Here is a 19,303-nt window from a genome sequence, read left to right on the forward strand (position 1 = left end):
TCCGGCGAGGAGATCCGCCGCTAGTGTCGGCAGTCACCGGGTGATGATCGACTTGGGAGGGCGTCGTGCGGCGTGTCCTGATCCTGCTGGCCCCGATCGCGGCCCTGGCCACCGGGCTGGCCGCCGGGCTGGCCGTCGCCCGGCGGCGCCTGGTCGTCGTCCGGATCAGCGGGGCGAGCATGCTGCCGACCTACCGCACCGGCGACCGGGTGCTCGTCCGCAGGACGACGGGGGCGGGCGTCCGGCGCGGCCAGGTCGTGGTGCTGCAGACGCTGCCGCCCGGGGGTGAGTGGCGCACCGGTCCGCTGCCGGCGCCGGGGGCGGCCACGTGGTTCATCAAGCGGGCGGTGGCCGTGCCGGGCGACCCGGTTCCGCCCGAGGTCGCGGGCCGGGTGGGGGCGTCGCCGGGCGACACCGTCCCGGCCGGGCGGCTGGTGGTCCTGGGTGACGGGCCGGTCAGCGAGGACTCGCGGGTGTGGGGTTACGTGCCGTTCGACCGGGTGCTCGGCGTCGTCGTCCGGGCGATGTCGCCCGTCCGCGAGTCCGGAGGGGGCGTCGGCTCGTAGCCCTGGGCCTGGAGGGTGAACAGGCTCGCGTACTCCCCGCCGAGCGCCATCAGCTGGGCGTGCGAGCCCTGCTCCGCGATCCGGCCCTCGGCGAGCACGACGATCAAATCCGCCTCCCGGACCGCGCCCAGCCGGTGGGAGATCAGCAGGCTGGTGCGTCCGGCGCGGTGGCGGCGCAGGCTCTGGTGGATGGCGTGCTCGGCCTGCGCGTCCAGGCCGGAGCTCGGCTCGTCCAGCACGAGCAGGTCGCGTCCCTTCCGCATCAGGGCGCGGGCCAGCGCCAGACGCTGCCACTGACCGCCGGACAGCACCACTCCGGCCTGGGGGTCGTCCCGGTCGCCGAAGAAGATGCGGCTCAGCAGCGTGTCGTAGCCCCGCGGCAGCCCGGCGACCGTCTCGTGGACGCCGGCCAGCCGGGCGGCGTCCTCGACCCGCTCCCGGTCGCCGATCGCCGTGACGTCGCCGAGCCCGATGTTCTCGGCCGCGGTCAGGTCGTAGGACATGTAGTCCTGGAAGACCGCGCCGATGCGGCCGCGCAGCTCGGCGGGGTCCGTCTCGCGCAGGTCGACGCCGTCCCACAGGATGGACCCGCGCACCGGGTCGTACAGCCGGCAGATCAGTTTGACCAGGGTGCTCTTGCCCGCGCCGTTCAGGCCGACGAGGGCGAGCGAGCCGCCGCGGGGGACGAAGAGGTCGACCCCGCGCAGCACCCACGGATGGGCGTCGTCGTAGCGGAACCAGACGTCGCGCACCTCGATGCCCTCGCGCAGCGCCGGGACGGGCCGCGGCCGCCGCGGCACGGGCAGGTCGGGCGGGTCGGCCACCACGTCGAGGTAGTGCCCGAACATCAGCAGCGCGTTGTGCGCGTCCGCCGACTGGCCGACGATCGACGCCAGCGCCGACTGCACCCCGGCCACGGCCGCGACGAACACGGCGACGTCGCCGACGCTCAGCGCGCCCGACGCGGCGGCGATGATCGCCCACAGCAGCCCGGCCGCCGCGACGGTCGCCCCCACCAGCGACAACGCGCCCTGAGTGCGCAGGGTCCGGCGGGCCAGCCCCTGCTCGGCGGCGTTGACCGCGCGCAGCTCGGCCAGCATCCGGCCGCGCAGCAGGTCACCGAGGCCGAACAGGCGGATCTCCTTGGCCGCGTCGGGACTGGTGAGCAGGCCGGCGAAGAAGATCTGCCGCCGGGCCCTGGAGCTGACGCCCCACATCATGCCCGCGCGACGCCGGGACAGGTCGAGCTGGGCGCGGACCGAGGGGATCGCGGAGAGCGCCACCACGACGATCATCCCCGGCGCGAGCACCGCCAGCGCCGCGGTGAACCCGGCGAGGGTGACGGCCCCCTGGGCGATCCCCAGGGTCGAGCGGACGATCCGCTGCGGCGCGTTCTGCCCGGCCTCCTGCGCCAGCCGCATGCGGTCGTGGAAGGCCGGGTTCTCGAACCGGCTCAGCCCCGGATGGGCGTTGACGGCCTGGAACAGCCGGTCCTGGATCAGCACCTGGAGCGCGCGGCGGAGCTGCTCCTGGGCGTACTCCGCGACCGCGGGCAGGGCGGCGCCGGCCAGGCCGGTCACGCCGAGGGCCACCCCCGGGGGCAGCAGCTCGGCGGGCCCCGCCCCGGCGGCCAGGCCGTCCAGGACGAGCTTGGTCAGCCACGCGGCGGCCACCGGGACCAGCCCCATGAGCAGCACCGCGATCCCCGACCCCAGGACGGCGGCCGGGTGCGCCCGCCAGGCGAGCCCCACGGCCGCGCGCGCACGCCGTCCCCGGGCGGCGCCGCCGGGCCCGGCCGGAGGGGTCATCGGCGGGTGACCGCCGGCAGCCTGCCCGGTGCGCCGTCGGCCGCCACGACCACCGCGTCACCGTCGACCAGGAGGAAGCTCGGGAACTGCGAGACCTGCAACGCCCTGCTCACCGGGCCGCCCATCGGCTCCACGACGACGGTGGCCGAGGTCAGCTCGCGGGTGAACCGCCGGGCCTCGTCCGGGTCGCCCGTGACCACGGCCAGCACCCGCTCCGGACGCGTGTCGGCGAGGTAGGCCGTGAACTCCGGCAGCAGCTCGTGGCAGGACGCGCACTCGGTGGAGAACACCGCCACCACGGAGATCCCCGAGAAGAACGCGCGCGAGACGGTCCCGCCGTCGGCGGTGGCCGCGCTGAACTCGCCGATCGTCGTGCCCGGCTGCACCGTCGGGGGACGCGTCGGCCCCAGCTCCGACAGCCGCAGCGTGTGCGCGCGCAGACGGCGGATCACCGCCAGCGTCAGCACCAGGTTGACCAGGCACAACAGTCCGACGATGACGACGGCGGCGACGAGATAGGGCATGCGGGCTCCTCAGGGGTGACGCGGTTGTGCGGCGAACAGGTCGGCGAGGTCGTCGAAGAAGATCACGATGACGGCGAGGACGCCGCCGGCCAGCACGCTCAGGGCGACGCCCGCCGGATGCGGTGCGGCGTGCCCCGGCACGAGCCCGGCGGCGACCAGCGCGAGCAGCCCGGCGTTGCGGACGAGGTGACGGCGGCCGAGCGGCGTCCCGGCGGCGCCGAAGCACCGGCACGGCATCGTGGCGCCCGAACGCATCGCCCTGACGATGCCGGCGCAGAACCCCACCAGGACGGTGCCGGCCAGCACCAGGCCGGCCCGCACTGTCCCGGGGACCGCCAGCAGCACGACGACGCACCCCTCGGCCAGGACGACGGCGCCGCTCAGCGCCGTGACGGCCCGCGGCCCCAGAGGGACCAGACCGCGCACGGACCCGCGGAACCCGGATAACGCGGACCTGCCGCGCACCTTGCCGGCCACCGCGACCAGGAAGACGACGCCCAGCGCCACCCGGCAGGCCAGCGCGACGTACTGCATGGCTGTCATGGGAGATCGGGAGGAGTCGTCAGCAGTAGTCGAAGCTGCCGCAGCTGACCGTGCCGCTGGAGTCGTGGTAGCAGCAGGTCCGGCAGAACTTGCCCTGGCAGCACCAGTCGGTCCAGCACGCGGCCGAGGCGTTCGCCGAGGGGAGGAGTTTGTCGAGGAGGCGGTCTCCCAGCTGGTTGAGTGCGCGGATCATGGCAGCTCCTTGCGTGGGGATCTTTACGCGATCAACGTCGCCCAGCAAGGGACCGGAGTTAACGGAGAGATCGGCTGAGACTGGAGACGGCTTTGAGCAGCAAGTGATCTTGACATTTCGGATCTGACCTTTATGCGCACGTAGGCCGCCGGATTGTTCACTGTCCGTTCTGCTGGGCCAGGGGGCCTGATTTCTCGAACGCCGCGCGCGAGGCGTCCTTGAGCCACTTCGCCGCGGCGGCGGCTCTGGTGAGGTTCGTGTGGACGGCCAGGGTGCGGATCACGTACCGGCCGCGCCGTCCGGTCCACGGGGACAGCTGCACGTCCCACCAGTTGGACGTGTAGCAGATTCCGGTCGACCCCGGACCGGTCTGCGGGCACCGGATGCCCCACTCCTGCGCCTGGACGTCCTTGAGCCTCGCGTACGCGGCGCGGGCCCGGCCCGAGTCCTTCAGCGGGACGACCCAGACGGTCACCATGACACGTCCCTTCGGGGCGCCCGAGCCGACGTAGACGCCCACGGCCATGTCGTCGCAGCGCGCCTTGCGCAGGGCGGACTTGACCCTGGCGACGGGCCACGGGCTCGGGCAGTCCTCCACCCCGGCCGCCTTACGGCTGAAACGTATCCCCATGGCACTCGTGAAGGACTGCGGGAGCAGGGCGTCGGCCGTGATCGGGGTCGGGTCCGTGCTCTCCTTGTCGAGGTCGGCGGGGGTGAACGGGTCCTCGCGCGGCTTTTCCGAGGGCGTCTGGGCTGGTGTCTGGGCTGGTGTCTGGGCTGGTGTCTGTGATGGCATCGGTGTGTCGGAGGGGCTCGGCTGGAGGGTGGAAGCGGCGGTGGAGAGCGGGCCGATCGACGGCGCTCCCCGGACCGCGCCCTTGACCACGACTCCTACGCCCACCACTGCCAGCACCAGAGCGACCGCTCCAGAGCCGACGGCCAGGGCGGTCCTCTACGACCGTCCGCCGCCGTCGCCGGGTGCAGGCTGGGGAGAGACGTCCCATCCGGACGGCCCGTGCGGCTGGGGAGGGACAGCCCATCCGGACGGTCCGTGCGGCGCGGGTGGGGCCGGGGGTTCGTCGCCGGTCAGGCGGCGTACCAGGGTCGCGGCGTCCGGACGGGCGGTGGGCTCCTTGACCAGGCACGCCGCCAGCACCGGACGCAGTTCCGGCGGCACGGACGACAGGTCGGGCTCGCGGGTCAGAATGGCGTGCATGATCGCGGGAAGGGCGTCGCCACGGAAGGCCTGCTGCCCGGTGGCCGCGTAGACCATGGTGGCCGCCCAGCTGAACAGGTCGGCCGCCGGGGTGATCGGCGCTCCGCCGAACTGCTCCGGCGCCATGTAGACGGGGGTGCCCACCACGCTGTGCGTGGCCGTCTGGGCGGTCACCCTGGCGATCCCGAAGTCGATCACCACGGGCCCCTCCGGACCCATGATCACATTGTGCGGCTTGAAGTCGCGGTGGACGATCCCGGCCCGGTGGATGGCCGCCAGCGCGGTGAGCGTGGCCACCGCGAGCCGCTCCAGCCCGCTGCCCGAACGCGGCCCCTCCGTCCTGACCAGCCGGTCGAGCGACGGCCCCGGAATGTGCTCGCTGACGATGTACGGCCTGCCGCCCACCAGGCCCGTGTCCAGCACCCGTGCGGTACAGAACGCGGCCACCCGGCGGGCCGCCTCGGCCTCGCGCAGGAAGCGGCGGCGTGCGTGCTCGTCCGCCGCGGCATCGGCGTGCAGCACCTTGACCGCGACCTGCTCGCCGGACGGCCCCTGCCCCAGGTAAACCGTTCCCTGACCGCCTCGCCCCAGCACCCCGACCAGCCGATAGGGGCCGATCCGGGATAAGTCCTCCGGCGTGAGCGACTGCACGAGATCTCACCCTAGCGTCCACCGACAAGATCTCCTCAATGCTTACATAGCGGTCAGGTCGCTGCGGAGCACCCCCTCCGGAGCCGCGTCACCACCGCGCTGCCCGGACGGCGTCGGAGCGGCCTCTCGGCGGCGTCCGAGAGCCAGTCGCGCAGTTCCTCGGGCTGGGTGCCGCGGAAGGCGACGACGATCATGTGGTCGCTGGCCGCGGCGTACGCCTGGGTGTCCTCCAGCGGGAAAGGCGCGGCGTGCGGCACGCGGAAGCACCTGACGCGGTCGAAGCCCCAGCTGCTGGCGGTGGCCCGGACCACGGGTTCGTCCTTGCAGGCGAGGGCGGCGGCGTGAGCCAGGCGGCGGGCCTGGGCCAGGGTGTAGCCGGTGGCGGCGTGGTCGAAGGTGATCGCGGTCATGGACGTCGTCCCCCGTGTGAAGCGCTCCGAGCTGTCGTCACCGTCCGTACCCGGGGTTCGACCAAGCGTCCGCGCTGGGCAGGTATGCCGCTCTCCCTGTGGGGGCGCTCCGGCGTCCGGTAGGCACCGGCCAGGACCTGCCGCGCACCCGCCCGGTCGCCCGGTCGCGACGGGTTGCCGGTCAGGCCGCTCGCGGCCGGGGCGCCTGGGCAAGGCGCCTGGGCAGAGCGCCTGGGCAGAGCGCCTGGGCAGAGCGCCTGGGCAGAGCGCCTGGGCAGAGCGCCTGGGCAGGGCGCCTGGGCGGGGCGCGGGCGGAGGGCCGGCGGGAACGCTCGGCGCCGCCTGGCGGATCGGCCCGCCGGGTGAGCGGCCCTCCGGCCGCTCCCGGCCGCCGCCGGACCGGCGGCGCTCACGATGCAGTCACCAGTCCCGGCGTTTCGCACACTTCCCGGACGGACTCCCCCACGCGCCCACGACGGTTCGGGCCACCGGCCTGAGCCACCGGCCTCAACCGTCGGCCTGAACCGTCGGCCGGTCAGGAGGTCTGGAGTCGCCGGCATCCTTGGCCACGGACCCACAGGCTGCCTTCGGCCCAGCCGGTGGCGCAGCGGTAGACGGCCCGGTCTCTGGAATTGATGACGAAGTCGGACAGAGGCCCCCAATGGCCGGTGTCGCAGGCGCGGGCGAAGATGTCCGGCAGTTGCACGTCCACCTCCTGACACGTGATGACCTCGCCCGCCCGCGCCATCGGCGCGTTGAGCGAAACAGCGCTGGCGGCCTGGGCGGTGGCGAGCGGGGCCATCACTACGGCACCGGCGGCGGCGAGCGCGGCCAGTGCGATCGGGATGCGTCGCATGATCGGTTTCCCTTCGGGACAGGAGCGGCGGATGCCACCCAATCCCCACCACCATAAGCATAGAGTAATGATTTAACTACTATCTGTTACGCTAGCAATCAAGGCCCGTCATCCGGCGCGCATGCAGCTGCCCCTACGGTGAGCGCCGCACGCCAGCCAAAAACTCGTGGACGTCTGTCGGACACCTTGCGACCATCGCACGGTGACAGATGAAGCCGATCGCCAGACGTCGTTCCCCACCAGCCCGAAGCAGGTGCGTTTCGTCGAGTTGTCGAGCACCGCGATGTCTGCTCTGCTCGACGGAGATCTGGCCACAGCCAGTGATACGGCCGGGGTCGTTCTGACCGATTACTTCCTGACAGACAGAGCACGATGGCTGTGGCGGGTTCGGATTGACCAGATGGCCGCCGACCCTGACCACGCAGCCTGGATGGTGCGGCAGGCGGTGACCGGGCCTGACGGTGTCGTCGTCGGCCATGCCGGCTTTCACGGACCGCCCGACGAGACGGGCATGGTGGAGATCGGCTACGCGGTCGCTCCCGAGTTCCGTCGCCAGGGGTACGGCCGAGCCATCCTGATCGAGTTGCTGCGCCTAGCCGCAGCCGATCCGGCGGTCAAGACCGTACGGGCGACGATCAGCCCCGACAACGCGGCGTCCCTGGCCACGATCGCGGGCTTCGGCTTCGTCCAGGTCGGAGAGGACTGGGACGAAGAGGACGGCCGCGGCCTCATCTTCGAAGCCCCTGCCAACCACGTCCGCTAGACGCGAGACACGGAAAATGATGGCGGAGACCCTAGTCAGGCGGGGGTGGACGGTGGTCGAAGTCAGTCCGTGTGTGGGGACGTCGCTGTCACCACGTCGCCGGAACATGCGAGATCGTCCCGGTCCGTAGGACTATGTCCTCATGTCAGTGACCGAATTCGCCGGTGTGACCAAGGACAAGCATCGTGGCATCACTTCCCCGGGAGGGCTGTACGAGTTCTGGACCGAGGAGGGTGCCCACGTCTACCTTCACGACACCGACTTCAGGCGCCTGACCTACAAGCCCGGCAGGCCACCGACGTTGGAACTGGAATTCATCTACGCCCCAAAGTGGACTCCACCCGAACTGTCGAAGACGCCTGTCGTGGTCTTCCGGTTCGAAGACGTCCGCCTCGTCGAATGGACCGAGGACCAGGAGGGCCACGACTGTGTGGCCGCCTTCCCCGATGCCCCGCCGGGGCAGGTCGGGCAGTTCGACTGGGACGGCACCGACATGTTCACCCTGGACACCTTCATACTTCGCTTGATCTTTCACGCGCCGCGAGCAGCGGTGACCGTACATGCGAAGTAGAGCGGGGAAGCCATCATGGCTAACCATTACGCCGACGGTCGCAACATCCTGACCTTCGATCCGCTGTTCGGCGGCGGTGAGGACGGCATCGCGGAGGACTTCCTGGCCGACCGGATCGAGCTCGGGCTGGCCGACGGCAAGCCGGAGGGCGGGCTCGCCGCTGCGCTGCTGCTGGCTGAGCGCATCACCGAGGTGCGGCCGAACGCGTCAAGTGACGTGGTGGCCGCCCATGGTGTTCTCGAGTACTGAGGCACCTTGCTGTCGGCCCACCGCAAGCGCAGCAGATCAACGACGCAATCCATCCGCATCGGCAGCTTGGACACGACCTATCCCCATCGGTTCAAGCACGCGTCATCCCGCCTCCAGAGTGGAGTACCTTGACCACGCTGACCCGGGGTTCACGCTCCGCGTCTATGCCCATCTGCTGCCCGGCTCCCACGACCGCGCTCGGAAGGCGATCGACGCCCTGCTGTTCCGTCCGCGCGAGGTCTCTCACGGATCAGGGACGGAACCGTGATCATCTCAAGCCGAAATCCACCACGGAGAACCCCGCTTCCCAGTACAGGGAAGCGGGGTTCTCACAGGTCACGGGCTACTTGGCGAGTTGGCGGGCGATGACCAGGCGCTGGATCTGGTTGGTGCCCTCGAAGATCTGCATGATCTTGGCTTCGCGCATGTAGCGCTCCACCCGGAACTCCCTGGTGTACCCGTAGCCGCCGAACACCTGGACCGCGTCCGTCGTGACCTTCATGGCGGTGTCCGTGGCGACCAGTTTGGCCACGCTGGCCTGGCGGCTGTAGTCGAGGCCGGCGTCGCGGCGGCGGGCGGCGTCCAGGTACGTCGCCCGCGCGCTGTCCACCCCCGCCGCCATGTCGGCCAGCAGGAAGCCGAGGCCCTGGTGGTCGATGATGCGCTTGCCGAAGGTCTGCCGTTCCTTGGCGTAGGCGACGGCCTCGTCCAGGGCGGCCTGGGCCAGGCCGACGGCGCAGGCGGCGATGCCGAGCCGGCCGGAGTCGAGGGCGCTGAAGGCGATCTGCAGGCCCTGGCCCTCCTCGCCGATCAGCCGGTCGCCGTCGATGACGGCGCCGTCCCAGTGGGCGCTGGTGGTCGGCACGGCGTGCAGGCCCATCTTCTCCTCGGGGCGGCCGAACGTCAGCCCTTCGGCCGCTCCGGGCGCGACGAAGCAGGAGATGCGCTCGCCGGTACGGGCGAACAGGGCGTAGAAGTCGGCGATGCCGCCATGGGTGATCCAGGCCTTGTTGCCGGTGATGCGGTAGTCGCCGCTCTCGGTGCGCTCGGCGCGGCAGGTGAGCGCGCCCGCGTCCGAGCCCGCCTGCGGCTCCGACAGGCTGTAGCCGCCGACGATCCGTCCGGCCAGCATGTCGGGCAGCCAGCGTTCGCGCTGCTCGGGGGTGCCGTACGCGGCCACGGGGAAGCAGGCCAGCGTGTGCACGCTCGTCGCCACCGCGACCGCCGCCCAGCGGGCCGCCAGCTCCTCGATCACCTGGAGGTACACCTCGTACGGCTGGCCGCCCCCGCCGAACTCCTCGGGGTAGGGCAGGCCGAGCAGCCCGGCCGCGCCGAGGGTGGCGAACAGCCCCTCCGGGTACGTCTCCGCGCGCTCGTGCTCGTCGACCCGGCGCGCGAGCTCCTTGTCGGCGATGTCGCGGGTCAGCTCGATCAGGTCCTTGGCGTCCTGGTCGGGGAGCAGGCGGTCAACGGTCACGACGACTCCTTGGGTGCGGCTTCGGCGAGGCGGGCCAGGGCGGCCGCGGCCCGCTCACGGAACTCGGCGACGCGGGCGAGCTTGATGTCCTCGTACCCGCGGATCGACTCGGGAAGGCCGGCGATCTCGGCGACGGCGTCGATCGTGCCGGGGGTCAGCCGGGCGAGGGCGGCACGCATGAGATCACGATATTCGGTGATCAGTTCCCTTTCGACCCGGCGGACCTCGGCCTGGCCGAACACGTCGAGGGCGGTCCCGCGCAGCACGCGGGCGGCCCGCAGGCCGCGGAACAGCACCGGCGCGGAGCGGCGCAGCCGGATCTTGCGCTTCATGCCCATCGCGCGCAGCAGCGGCGGGTGCAGCAGCACGGACACGACCGCGTCGGCGCCGTACTCGCGCTCGCGCCTGGCCTGCTCCTCGGGGTCGAGGTGCAGGCGGGCGACCTCGTACTCGTCCTTGTAGGCCATGAGCTTGTGCAGGGAGCGGGCGTAGGCGAGCCCGACGCGCGCGCCGGCCTCCTCCCCCGCCCGCCTGGCCGCCTCGGCGATCACGCGCCTGACGTCGCTCTCGTACGTACGGGCGTAGGTCTGGTTCTGGTAGCCGGTCAGGTCCGCCACCCGCAGGGCCAGCGTCTCCTCCAGGCCGGTCTCGGGCCGCTCGGCGGGCTCGGCGAGCGCGGCCCGGCGTACCGCCTCACGGTCGGCGACGGCGGCCCGGCCCCAGCGGAAGGCCGCGAGGTTCTGCTCGACGGCGGCCTTGTTGAGCCTGATCGCCGCCTCGATCGAGGCGGCCGAGACGGGCAGGCAGCCGTGCTGGTACGCCGCGCCGACCAGCAGCATGTTGGCCGGCATGTGGTCGCCGAACAGCGCCTCGGACAGCTCGTGGGCGTCGAGGTAGAGGTTGTCCGCGCCCTCCGTGGCCGACTCCAGCCTGACCACGGCGTCGGCCGAGGAGCCGGGCACGGTCGCCCGTCCGGTGACCATGGCGGCGGTGGGCACGATGGAGGTGTTCACCACGGCGACCGTCCGGCCGGGCGCGGCGACGGCGAGGTTGGCGTCGGCGGCGGCCCCGAGCAGGTCGAACCCGATCAGCACGTCGGCCGTGCCGCGGGAGGCGCGCACCGAGCCGTCCACCGGCCGCTTGGCGATGCGCACGTCGCTGACGACCGGGCCGCCCTTCTGCGCGAGGCCGGTCTGCTCGATGCCGGCGGCGTGCAGGCCGTCGAGGTGGGCGGCCATCTGCAGGATCTGCGAGACGGTGACGACGCCGGTGCCGCCGATGCCGGGCATCCGGATCAGCGTCTCGGCGTCGCCGTCGAGCCGGACGACCGGCTCCGGCAGCCGCACCGGGAGCGGCGGCAGCTCGCGCGGCGCCCTGGTGCCGGGCTCGACCAGCAGGAACGACGGGCAGTCGCCCTTGAGGCAGCTCAGGTCGGAGTTGCACGACGGCTGGTGGATGCGGGTCTTGCGGCCGTACTCGGTCTCGACGGGCTGGACGGACAGGCACGTCGAGACGTCGCCGCAGTCGCCGCAGCCCTCGCAGACGCGCTCGTTGACCACGACCTTCGCCGTCGGGGTGGGCAGCTTGCCGCGCTTGCGCAGCCGCCGCTCCTCGGCCGCGCACTTGTCGTCGTGCAGCAGGACGGTCACGCCGTCGAGCGCGGCCAGCTCCCGCTCGACGTCGGCGAGGTCGTCGCGGTGCCGCACGGAGGCGATCGGCGCGAGCCGCACCCCGCGGTACGTCTCCGGCTCGGGCGTGGTGATGACGATCCTGCGCACGCCCTCCTCGGCCAGCGAGCGGGTGAGCGCGGGGACGTCGAGCCGCCCTTCGGCGCGCTGGCCGCCGGTCATGGCGACGGCGTCGTTGTAGAGCAGTTTGTAGGTCATCGTCACCCCGGCGGCCACCGCGGCCCGCACGGCCAGGGAGCCGGAGTGGTGGAAGGTGCCGTCGCCGAGGTTCTGCACGAAGTGCCGGTCCCGGGTGAACGGCGCGAGCCCGATCCACTGGGCGCCCTCGCCGCCCATCTGGGTGATGCCGATCTGGGTGCCGCGGCCGTGCCCGTCGAGGGCGATCATGGCGTGGCAGCCGATGCCGACGCCGACCAGCGTGTCGTCGGACGTGCGGGTGGAGGAGTTGTGCGGGCAGCCGGAGCAGAAGTACGGCGTGCGCGCGGCGACCATCGGCAGCAGGCGGCGCGCGGCGGACGCGGGCCGGGACAGGTGGACCGTCCCGCGCGGGAGCCGGTCGGGGCCGAGGCAGGCGGCCAGCGCCTTGGCGACGTCCTCGGCGCCGAGGGTGCCGCGGGCGGTCAGCAGGTCCCGGCCCGACACGACGGGGGCGCGCTCGCCGCCGTAGAGGGCCTGCTTGAGCTGCCCTTCCAGGAACGGCACCTTGTCCTCGACCACCAGCACCCGGTCGAGGTCGGAGGTCATGGCGGCCAGGTCGGCCTCGGCCAGCGGGAACGGCATGCCGAGCCGGATCAGGCGCAGCCCGAGGTCCTCGGTGGCGTTCTCGTCCAGGCCGAGGTCGGCCAGGGCGCGCAGGACCACGGCGTACGTGGTGCCGGAGGCCAGGATGCCGAGCGTGGCGCGGGGGGCGTCGCGCATGACGCGGTTGAGCCCGTGCCTGCGGCCGTAGTCGCGGGCCAGCTCCAGCCTGCGGGTGAGCAGGTCGTACTCGGCGTCCAGGGCGGAGGGGCCGACCAGGATCGGTGACTTCCCGCGGTCGGCGTGGTCGGGGAAGGGGATGTCGTACGGCACGCCCAGATCGACGGTGGCCGAGGCGTCGGCGATGTCGGCGACGATCTTCAGCCCGGTCCACAGGCCGGTGGCGCGGGACAGCGCGACGGCGTGCAGGCCGAACTCGATGATCTCGGCGACCGAGCCGGGCGCGAGCAGCGGCATCGACAGGCTCTGGCACATCGGCTCGCACGAGCTGGGCACGGTGGAGGACTTGCAGCCGGGGTCGTCGCCGATCCAGGCCACCGCGCCGCCGAGCGCGGCGGTGCCGGCCATGTTGCCGTGCCTGATGGCGTCGGCGGCGCGGTCGAGGCCGGGGTTCTTGCCGTACCAGAAGGCGGTGACGCCGTCGTGGCTGCGGCCGGGGACCTGGCCGAGGAGCTGCGTGCCGGCCACGGCCGTCGCGGCCAGCTCCTCGTTGAGTCCGGGCTTGAAGACGACGCCGGCCTCGTCCAGGAAGCGGGCCGCGCGGCCCATCTCCAGGTCCAGGCCGCCGAGCGGGGAGCCCTGGTAGCCGGAGACGAAGGCCCTGGTGTTCAGGCCGCGCTCCCGGTCCAGGCGCCGCTGTTCGAGGGTCAGCCGGACGAGGGCCTGGATGCCGGAGATCAGCACCCGGCCGTCCGGCGCGGCGTACTTGTCGTCGAGCGACACGGTCGCGCTGTTCACGCTCACGCGAACCTCCTGGCGGGCAATGCGTATGTGGGGTTTCCCAGCACAGCAACGGAGAGCTACTGTGCGCAAGTATCAGACGTGAAACCACAACGAAGACGCAAATAATGTGAGCTGGGCGATTCTGGCGCAGAAGATCTTTGCGTCACCAAGGAGGATCCTCACATGCCGGACATCGACGACATCGACCATCAGGTGCTCCGGCTGCTGCGCGAGGACGGCCGCCGCACCTTCTCCGAGATGGCCGACCAGGTCGGACTGTCGGTGGCGGCGGTCAAGCGGCGGGTCGACCGGCTCAGGGAGATCGGGGTGATCACCGGGTTCACCGTCCAGATCGACTACGCCAAGCTCGGCTGGGGCATCGAGGCGTTCACCGAGCTGCGGTACCCGGGGACCACGCCGGTGGGCGAGATCGTCCGCACCGCGACGGACGTGCCCGAGGTGCAGGCCGTCTTCACCATCGCCGGCGACCCCGACGCCCTGATCCACGTACGGGTGCGCGACCTCGGGCACCTCCAGCAGGTCATCGACCGGCTGCGCCGGGCCGGCAACGTCACCGGCACCAAATCCCTGCTGGTCCTGGGCTCCTGGACGCGCGACGCCCTCACCTGACCGCCTGCGGCGCGCGTCGCCGGAGGGTCAGTTCAGCCAGGCGTACTCCAGCTCGGGCAGCTCGAACCCCTGCGGGAAACGGCACATCCGCTCGTCGGTGCGGCGTGCGCCGTGCCGTTCGTAGAAGCCGATGGCCCGGGTGTTCGCGCTGAGCACCTCCAGGTAGACCTCCCGGCCGGGATGCTCGTCCGCCGCCCAGGCCAGCCCGTGCCGCAGCAGCCGCGATCCGGCGCCCGAGCCCGTGCTCCCCGGCCGCACGTGCAGGTTGTCGAGCAGGATCCGGCCGTCCGGGGCCGGCAGCAGGTAGGCGAAGCCGAGCAGCTGCCCTTCGTCGTCGTGGCCGACGAACAGGCCCGCTCCCCGGACGGGCGGGTCCAGCCGTTCCCGCCAGAGCGCGAGCCGGTCGTCGTCCAGGGGGCCATTCAGGAAACCGTCGGGCATGATGCCCGCGTAGGCCGTACGCCAGCTCTCCACGTGCAACGCCACGATCGGGGAAATGTCGTCAATTGTCCCGTTCCTTATCAGCATGGCGGAGAGCATTCCATACCGGGACCGGCCTCACCCCACCCGGCAGGAGACCGCGGGCCAGGTCCAGTTGCCGTTGTGCTGGACGGTGAATCCGAAGGTATTGCCGTTGCCGTTCGGGCGCATCGTCATGACGTTGCCGGTGCCGTCCCAGGCCGGGGCGCCGTTCCAGGTGGCGATGATCTTCTGCGGGCTGCGCACGGTGACGGTGACGATCCAGGAGTTCGTGCCGGAGACCGTGACCGACAGGTTGAAGCGGTCGGCCCACTGCTGGCCCGCGGAGACGGTCGCCGTGCAGGTGCCGCCGGGCGGCGGGGACGACGGCGGGCTGGTCGGGCCGCTCCCGTCGGGCGCGACGGCCCGGCCGGTCGCCGGCGAGATCATGCCCGCGCACATGTTGCGGGCGCGCAGGTTCGCGGCGATCTGCGGGATCGCGGCGATGGTCGTCGCGTAGTTGTCGTGCATGAGGATGACCTGGCCGTTCTGCAACCGGCCGGCGGCCTGGACGATCTGGGCGGTGCTCGCGCCGTTCCAGTCCTGGGAGTCGACGTCCCAGAGGACCTCGGTGAGGCCGAGTTGCTGCTCGACCGTCCGGAGGGTGGCGTTGGTCTCCCCGTACGGCGGCCGGAACAGCCTCGGCGCGGCGCCCGTGGCCTGCTGGATCGCCTGCTGGGTGCGTTGCAGCTCGGACTGGATCTGGGCGGCGCTCAGCTGCGTCAGGTGCGGGTGGGTCCAGCTGTGGTTGCCGATCCACATGCCCGCGTTCTGCTGGGCGCGGACCGGGGCCTGGTTGTTCTGCGCGTTCTGGCCGACGTTGAACATCGTGGCCCGCAGGCCGTTGGAGGTCAGCGCGTTGAGCAGGCTGGAGGTGGTGGCCGGGTTGGGGCCGTCGTCGTAGGTGAGGCCGACGTAGCCGCCGCTGCAGTCGGCGGCGTTCGAGGGGGTGTTGGCCCAGGTCACCGCGATGCCCGCGGCGAGCGTGCAGGCGGCGCCCAGGACGAGCAATTTCCTGATCATGTTCTGCCTCCGAAGCGGGCGGCGGTAAGGGGAAGCTCGATCGCGAGTGTGATGACCCTGCCGAAACATGTCAATCGAATGCAGAAACTTTCGCCACCGGCCACCGCACGCACCGCGACGAGCTGCGGCGATCGGGAGAGAAAGTTTCGGCGCCTGGAAAGCTTCATGGCCCATACGTAGATTTCCCGATGTCTTGCCCGCCGGATGTCCCTACTGTCGGGCGCATCCGAAGCCTTCCGAGCAAGGTGGGTTCATGCGCGCGCTGACCGTCCTCCTGTCCGGACTCCTGCTGGCCACCACCCTCCAACCGCCCGCCGTCGCCGTCGCCGGGAAGGACGTCGCCGGGACGAAGCCGGGTCCGGTCGTTCCCGACGTCGTCTACCAGCGGGCCGACTTCGCCACCGGCACCGGCGAGGGCACGTCCGCCGCCGACGGGCTGTCGTTCGCCGCGGCCGCCGGCACCACCTCCTACACCGACGCCCTGGGCACCAGCACGTGGGAGTACGCCCGCTGGACCAGCCCCGAGCGCACGGTCGGCTTCCCCGCCACCCAGCTGATCGCCTCCTGGACGGCCGACGTGCCCCAGGGAAGCTGGCTGCAGGTCGAGGCCAGGGCCAGGAACACCGCCGGGCTGAGCAAGTGGTACGTCCTCGGCCGCTGGTCCTACGCCGAGGGCGACATCCTGCGCACCTCCGTGGCCGGCCAGGGCGACGCGGACGGGTCCGTCGCCGTGGACACCCTGGTGGCGGCGTCCGGGCGGCAGCTGTCGGCGTACCAGCTCCGCCTGACCCTCTACCGCAGGCCGGGCACGGCCGTGACGCCCCGGGTGCGCACGTTCGGCGCGATGGCCTCGAACGTGCCCGAGCGCAAGACCGTCCCGGTCAGCCCCGGCGGCGGGGCGTGGGGCGTCGAGCTGAACGTCCCGCGCCGCTCCCAGAACGTGCACGCGGGCCACTACCCCGAGTGGGACGGCGGCGGCGAGGCGTGGTGCAGCCCGACCTCGACCACGATGGTGCTCGGCTACTGGGACAAGTGGCCGAGCGCGCAGGACACCTCCTGGGTGGACCCGTCCGACCCGAACCCCGAGGTGGACCACGCGGCCCGCTACACCTACGACCACGCCTACCAGGGCGCCGGCAACTGGCCGTTCAACACCGCCTACGCCGGCCGCTACGGCCTGGACGGCTTCGTCACCCGCCTGCGCACGCTGACCGAGCTGGAGCGGCTGATCAAGGCGGGCATCCCGGTGATCACCTCGCAGTCGTTCAAGAAGGGCGAGCTGCCCGGCGCCGGTTACGGCACCGACGGCCACCTCATGGTGATCGTCGGCTTCACCGCGACGGGCGACGTGATCGCCAACGACCCCGCCTCGTCCGGCAACGACGCCGTCCGCCACGTCTATCCGCGCGCCGACTTCGAGAACGTGTGGCTGCGCAGTTCCAGCAGCGGCGGCGTCGTCTACGTCATCCGCCCGGCCGGCCACGCGCTGCCCGCCACGACGCCGGGCCTGCCCGCCAACTGGTGATCAGTCCAGCACCGGGTAGTTGGCGCGGAACACGCCCTGCGGGTCGCGCGACCGCTTGATCTCGCGCAGCCGGGCGAGCGCCGGCTCGGGGAACGCCTGAGCCGCCCGCTCGCCCGGCGACAGGAACGTGTACGGCTTGCGCCCGCTGACCCGGTCGCCCAGGGCGGCGACGACCGCGTCCTGCTTGGCCCGCACGGCCTGGCCGAGCTCGGGGCTGATCCCGGCGCCGAGCAGGTAGAGCAGGTACGGCTCGGCCAGCGCTCCCCCGGCGCCGCCGCCCGGCCGGGCCAGCGCGCCGCCCAGGTGCCTGACCTGCATGGCGACCAGCGGCCCGACCGGCTCGGCCAGCAGGATCTCCACGGCGCCGGCGTCCAGCCCGGTCAGCAGCTCGGTACGGGACACCGCGGGCGCCGGGTCGGTCGGCTCGGCGGTGATCGCGCCGAGGTCGGCCGTGGCCATGGCGGCCCGCGTGTCGCTCAGCACGCCGTCGATCTTGGCGAGCCGGCCCAGCAGGTCCTCGGCCTCGGCAGCCTCGCCCAGGTAGGCCAGGTCCACGGTCACCATCGGGGGCGCCTCGGGGAACTGGACCCGGTTCACCCACAACGACAGCTCGGGCGGCGCGTCGGCGGTCAGCTCGCGGAAGGCCGCGAACACCTCGGCCTCCTTCTGGCCGGGCCACATCAGGCGGCCGCCGTACAGGGCGCGCTCGGCGTACAGGTCGAACTCGACGGCGGTCACCAGCGCGAAGTCGCCGCCGCCGCCGCGCAGCGCCCAGAACAGGTCGGGGTCGCTCTCCTCCGTCACCCGGGCGGGCCGGCCCTCGGCGTCCACGACGTCGAAGGCGCGCACGCTGTCGGCCGCCCAGCCGTACCTGCGGCCGAACCAGCTCAGGCCGCCGCCCAGGGTGTAGCCGGTGACGGTGACGGCGGGGTTGCTGCCGGCCAGGCCGGTCAGGCCGTGCCTGCCCGCCTCGGTCTGCACCGCCCCCCAGGTCACGCCGGCCCCTGCGCGGGCGCGCCGCTCGGCCGGGTGGATCTCCAGCTCGTCCAGCCGGTTGGTGCGCAGCAGGACCACGCCGTCGGCGGTGCCGCTCGCGCCGTGGCCGCGCGGCTGGGCGGAGACGGTCAGCCCCTCCTCGCGGGCATGGCGGACCAGGGCGGCCACGTCGCCGGCGTCGGCCGCCTCGACCACGGCGGCCACCGGCTGGGCCACGGTCAGGTTCCACGCCCTGGCCGCCGCCTCGAACCCCTCGTCGCCGGGCAGCCACACGCGTCCCTCGACCGCGGTGCGCAGCTTGTCGTACGTCATCGTCCACTCCTTCATGAAGACTCACCACCTTGACGACGCGGGCCCGGGAAAGGTGACCGGTCACCGGAAAGATCGGCCCGGGGACATGCCGGCAGGCCCCTGCGCGCTCGTGCGCCGGGGCCCCTCACCGCGTCCGGACGGCTTAGGATGCCGCCATGGTCGCCCCCCGTCGTCGCCCAGCCGCCTGTATGACGACCCGGCGCGACGAAAGGTGACCGATGAACGCGCAAGCCGACCTGGCCGGCCATTTCGACCTGGCCAGCAGCCATCTGCGGGCGGTGGCGTACCGCATGCTCGGCTCGGCCGACGAGGCCGACGACGCCGTCCAGGAGACCTGGCTGCGGGCCGCCCGCGCCGGCACGGACGGCGTCGCGAACGTGCCCGGCTGGCTGACCACGATCGTCGGCCGGGTCTGCCTCGACATGCTGCGCGCCCGCCGGCGCAGGGACGAGCAGCTCGTCGAGGGCGAGCGGTTCGACCAGGTGAGCGTCCATGACGGCGATCCGGCCGACGCGGCGGTGCTGGCCGACTCGGTCGGGCTCGCCCTGCTGGTCGTCCTCGACACGCTGAGCCCGGCCGAGCGGGTCGCGTTCGTGCTGCACGACCTGTTCGCGATGCCGTTCGGGGAGATCGCGCGGATCGTGGCGCGCTCCCCCGCCACGGCCAAGAAGCTGGCCAGCCGGGCACGGCAGCGGGTGCACGGCACGCCCGTCCTGCCCGCCGCCGACCACGCCCGGCAGCGCAGGCTCGTGGCCGCCTTCCTCGCCGCGGCCCGCGCCGGCGACCTGGACGCCCTGCTCGCGGTGCTCGACCCCGACGTGCTGCACCGGTCGGACGTGCCGGGCTCGGGCGGCGAGCGGCGCGGCGCCCGTCCGGTGGCCCAGGGCACGCTCACCGACTCCGGCGGCGCGCGCTTCGCCGACCTCGTGCTCGTCGACGGCAGGCCGGGCATCGGCGTGCTGCGCGGCGGCCGGCTGTTCCTGGTGCTGCGCGTCACGACGTCCGGCGAGCGCATCACCGAGATCGACATCGTCTCCGACCCGGCCCGCCTGGCCGCCCTCGACGTCGCCCTCGCGCCCTGA

General features: G+C 72.5%; 20 protein-coding genes. 7 read left to right on the top strand and 13 right to left on the bottom strand.

Annotated features, from left to right (window positions below; genetic code table 11):
• Positions 1–65 precede the first annotated feature (65 nt).
• Positions 66–566: a S26 family signal peptidase gene (locus ACFYYW_RS14385; RefSeq protein ID WP_387648584.1), complete on the top strand. Its 501-nt coding sequence runs from the start codon at positions 66–68 to the stop codon at positions 564–566.
• Here the strand turns inward: ACFYYW_RS14385 and ACFYYW_RS14390 are convergent.
• From ACFYYW_RS14390 to ACFYYW_RS14425, 8 genes are all read right to left on the bottom strand, one after another.
• Positions 482–2,374, bottom strand: a complete 1,893-nt coding sequence (locus ACFYYW_RS14390; RefSeq protein ID WP_387648587.1) for an ABC transporter ATP-binding protein — start codon at positions 2,372–2,374, stop codon at positions 482–484. The two genes, ACFYYW_RS14385 and ACFYYW_RS14390, sit on opposite strands and share 85 nt — an antisense overlap.
• On the bottom strand, positions 2,371–2,898 hold the full coding sequence (locus ACFYYW_RS14395) for a TlpA family protein disulfide reductase (RefSeq protein WP_387648589.1): 528 nt from the start codon (positions 2,896–2,898) through the stop codon (positions 2,371–2,373). Before ACFYYW_RS14395 ends, ACFYYW_RS14390 begins: the two co-directional genes overlap by 4 nt.
• Before the next feature lie 9 nt (positions 2,899–2,907).
• Positions 2,908–3,432, bottom strand: coding sequence for a MauE/DoxX family redox-associated membrane protein (locus ACFYYW_RS14400; RefSeq protein ID WP_387648592.1), 525 nt, complete (start codon positions 3,430–3,432; stop codon positions 2,908–2,910).
• Between the two features lie 28 nt (positions 3,433–3,460).
• Complete coding sequence (locus ACFYYW_RS14405) at positions 3,461–3,634, bottom strand: hypothetical protein (protein WP_352318817.1); 174 nt, start codon at positions 3,632–3,634, stop codon at positions 3,461–3,463.
• 157 nt (positions 3,635–3,791) lie between these two features.
• Positions 3,792–4,547: a hypothetical protein gene (locus ACFYYW_RS14410; protein ID WP_387648596.1), complete on the bottom strand. Its 756-nt coding sequence runs from the start codon at positions 4,545–4,547 to the stop codon at positions 3,792–3,794.
• A gap of 39 nt (positions 4,548–4,586) precedes the next feature.
• A complete protein-coding gene (locus ACFYYW_RS14415; RefSeq protein WP_387648598.1) occupies positions 4,587–5,501 on the bottom strand; it encodes a serine/threonine-protein kinase in 915 nt (304 codons plus the stop codon).
• Between the two features lie 53 nt (positions 5,502–5,554).
• On the bottom strand, positions 5,555–5,911 hold the full coding sequence (locus ACFYYW_RS14420; protein WP_387648600.1) for a hypothetical protein: 357 nt from the start codon (positions 5,909–5,911) through the stop codon (positions 5,555–5,557).
• A 535-nt stretch (positions 5,912–6,446) separates the two neighbouring features.
• Positions 6,447–6,767, bottom strand: a complete 321-nt coding sequence (locus tag ACFYYW_RS14425; RefSeq protein ID WP_387648603.1) for a hypothetical protein — start codon at positions 6,765–6,767, stop codon at positions 6,447–6,449.
• A gap of 202 nt (positions 6,768–6,969) precedes the next feature.
• Between ACFYYW_RS14425 and ACFYYW_RS14430 the strand changes: the two genes are divergently transcribed.
• From ACFYYW_RS14430 to ACFYYW_RS14440, 3 genes are all read left to right on the top strand, one after another.
• Positions 6,970–7,530: a GNAT family N-acetyltransferase gene (locus tag ACFYYW_RS14430; protein ID WP_387648605.1), complete on the top strand. Its 561-nt coding sequence runs from the start codon at positions 6,970–6,972 to the stop codon at positions 7,528–7,530.
• Positions 7,531–7,672: 142 nt separating this feature from the next.
• The gene (locus ACFYYW_RS14435; RefSeq protein ID WP_387648607.1) at positions 7,673–8,101 is read left to right on the top strand and encodes a hypothetical protein; all 429 of its coding nucleotides are present in this window, start codon (positions 7,673–7,675) and stop codon (positions 8,099–8,101) included.
• A gap of 15 nt (positions 8,102–8,116) precedes the next feature.
• The gene (locus tag ACFYYW_RS14440; RefSeq protein ID WP_387648609.1) at positions 8,117–8,350 is read left to right on the top strand and encodes a hypothetical protein; all 234 of its coding nucleotides are present in this window, start codon (positions 8,117–8,119) and stop codon (positions 8,348–8,350) included.
• A 343-nt stretch (positions 8,351–8,693) separates the two neighbouring features.
• Here ACFYYW_RS14440 and ACFYYW_RS14445 read toward each other — a convergent pair whose 3' ends face one another.
• Both ACFYYW_RS14445 and ACFYYW_RS14450 read right to left on the bottom strand, forming a co-directional pair.
• Positions 8,694–9,827 (bottom strand): acyl-CoA dehydrogenase family protein, encoded by a 1,134-nt coding sequence (locus ACFYYW_RS14445; protein ID WP_357979482.1) that lies wholly within the window; start codon positions 9,825–9,827, stop codon positions 8,694–8,696.
• Positions 9,824–13,306 carry an indolepyruvate ferredoxin oxidoreductase family protein gene (locus tag ACFYYW_RS14450; RefSeq protein WP_387648612.1) on the bottom strand — a complete coding sequence of 1,161 codons (3,483 nt, stop codon included), beginning with the start codon at positions 13,304–13,306 and terminating at the stop codon, positions 9,824–9,826. The genes ACFYYW_RS14445 and ACFYYW_RS14450 overlap by 4 nt, the downstream gene beginning before the upstream one ends.
• A gap of 93 nt (positions 13,307–13,399) precedes the next feature.
• On the opposite strand from ACFYYW_RS14450, the gene ACFYYW_RS14455 reads away from it, so the two are divergent.
• The gene (locus tag ACFYYW_RS14455; RefSeq protein ID WP_352318847.1) at positions 13,400–13,846 is read left to right on the top strand and encodes an Lrp/AsnC family transcriptional regulator; all 447 of its coding nucleotides are present in this window, start codon (positions 13,400–13,402) and stop codon (positions 13,844–13,846) included.
• A 27-nt stretch (positions 13,847–13,873) separates the two neighbouring features.
• Here ACFYYW_RS14455 and ACFYYW_RS14460 read toward each other — a convergent pair whose 3' ends face one another.
• Positions 13,874–14,332: a GNAT family N-acetyltransferase gene (locus ACFYYW_RS14460; RefSeq protein WP_387648616.1), complete on the bottom strand. Its 459-nt coding sequence runs from the start codon at positions 14,330–14,332 to the stop codon at positions 13,874–13,876.
• 72 nt (positions 14,333–14,404) lie between these two features.
• Positions 14,405–15,388, bottom strand: a complete 984-nt coding sequence (locus ACFYYW_RS14465) for a polysaccharide deacetylase family protein (protein WP_387648619.1) — start codon at positions 15,386–15,388, stop codon at positions 14,405–14,407.
• Between the two features lie 253 nt (positions 15,389–15,641).
• Here ACFYYW_RS14465 and ACFYYW_RS14470 point away from each other — a divergent pair, with 253 nt between their 5' ends.
• Positions 15,642–16,913 carry a C39 family peptidase gene (locus tag ACFYYW_RS14470; RefSeq protein ID WP_387648622.1) on the top strand — a complete coding sequence of 424 codons (1,272 nt, stop codon included), beginning with the start codon at positions 15,642–15,644 and terminating at the stop codon, positions 16,911–16,913.
• Here the strand turns inward: ACFYYW_RS14470 and ACFYYW_RS14475 are convergent, their stop codons facing one another.
• Positions 16,914–18,221, bottom strand: coding sequence for an FAD-binding oxidoreductase (locus ACFYYW_RS14475; protein WP_387648625.1), 1,308 nt, complete (start codon positions 18,219–18,221; stop codon positions 16,914–16,916).
• 218 nt (positions 18,222–18,439) lie between these two features.
• Here ACFYYW_RS14475 and ACFYYW_RS14480 point away from each other — a divergent pair, with 218 nt between their 5' ends.
• The gene (locus tag ACFYYW_RS14480) at positions 18,440–19,303 is read left to right on the top strand and encodes a sigma-70 family RNA polymerase sigma factor (RefSeq protein WP_387648628.1); all 864 of its coding nucleotides are present in this window, start codon (positions 18,440–18,442) and stop codon (positions 19,301–19,303) included.

Origin of the sequence: Nonomuraea sp. NPDC001831 (assembly GCF_042892035.1) — a bacterium.
Lineage (GTDB): Bacteria > Actinomycetota > Actinomycetes > Streptosporangiales > Streptosporangiaceae > Nonomuraea.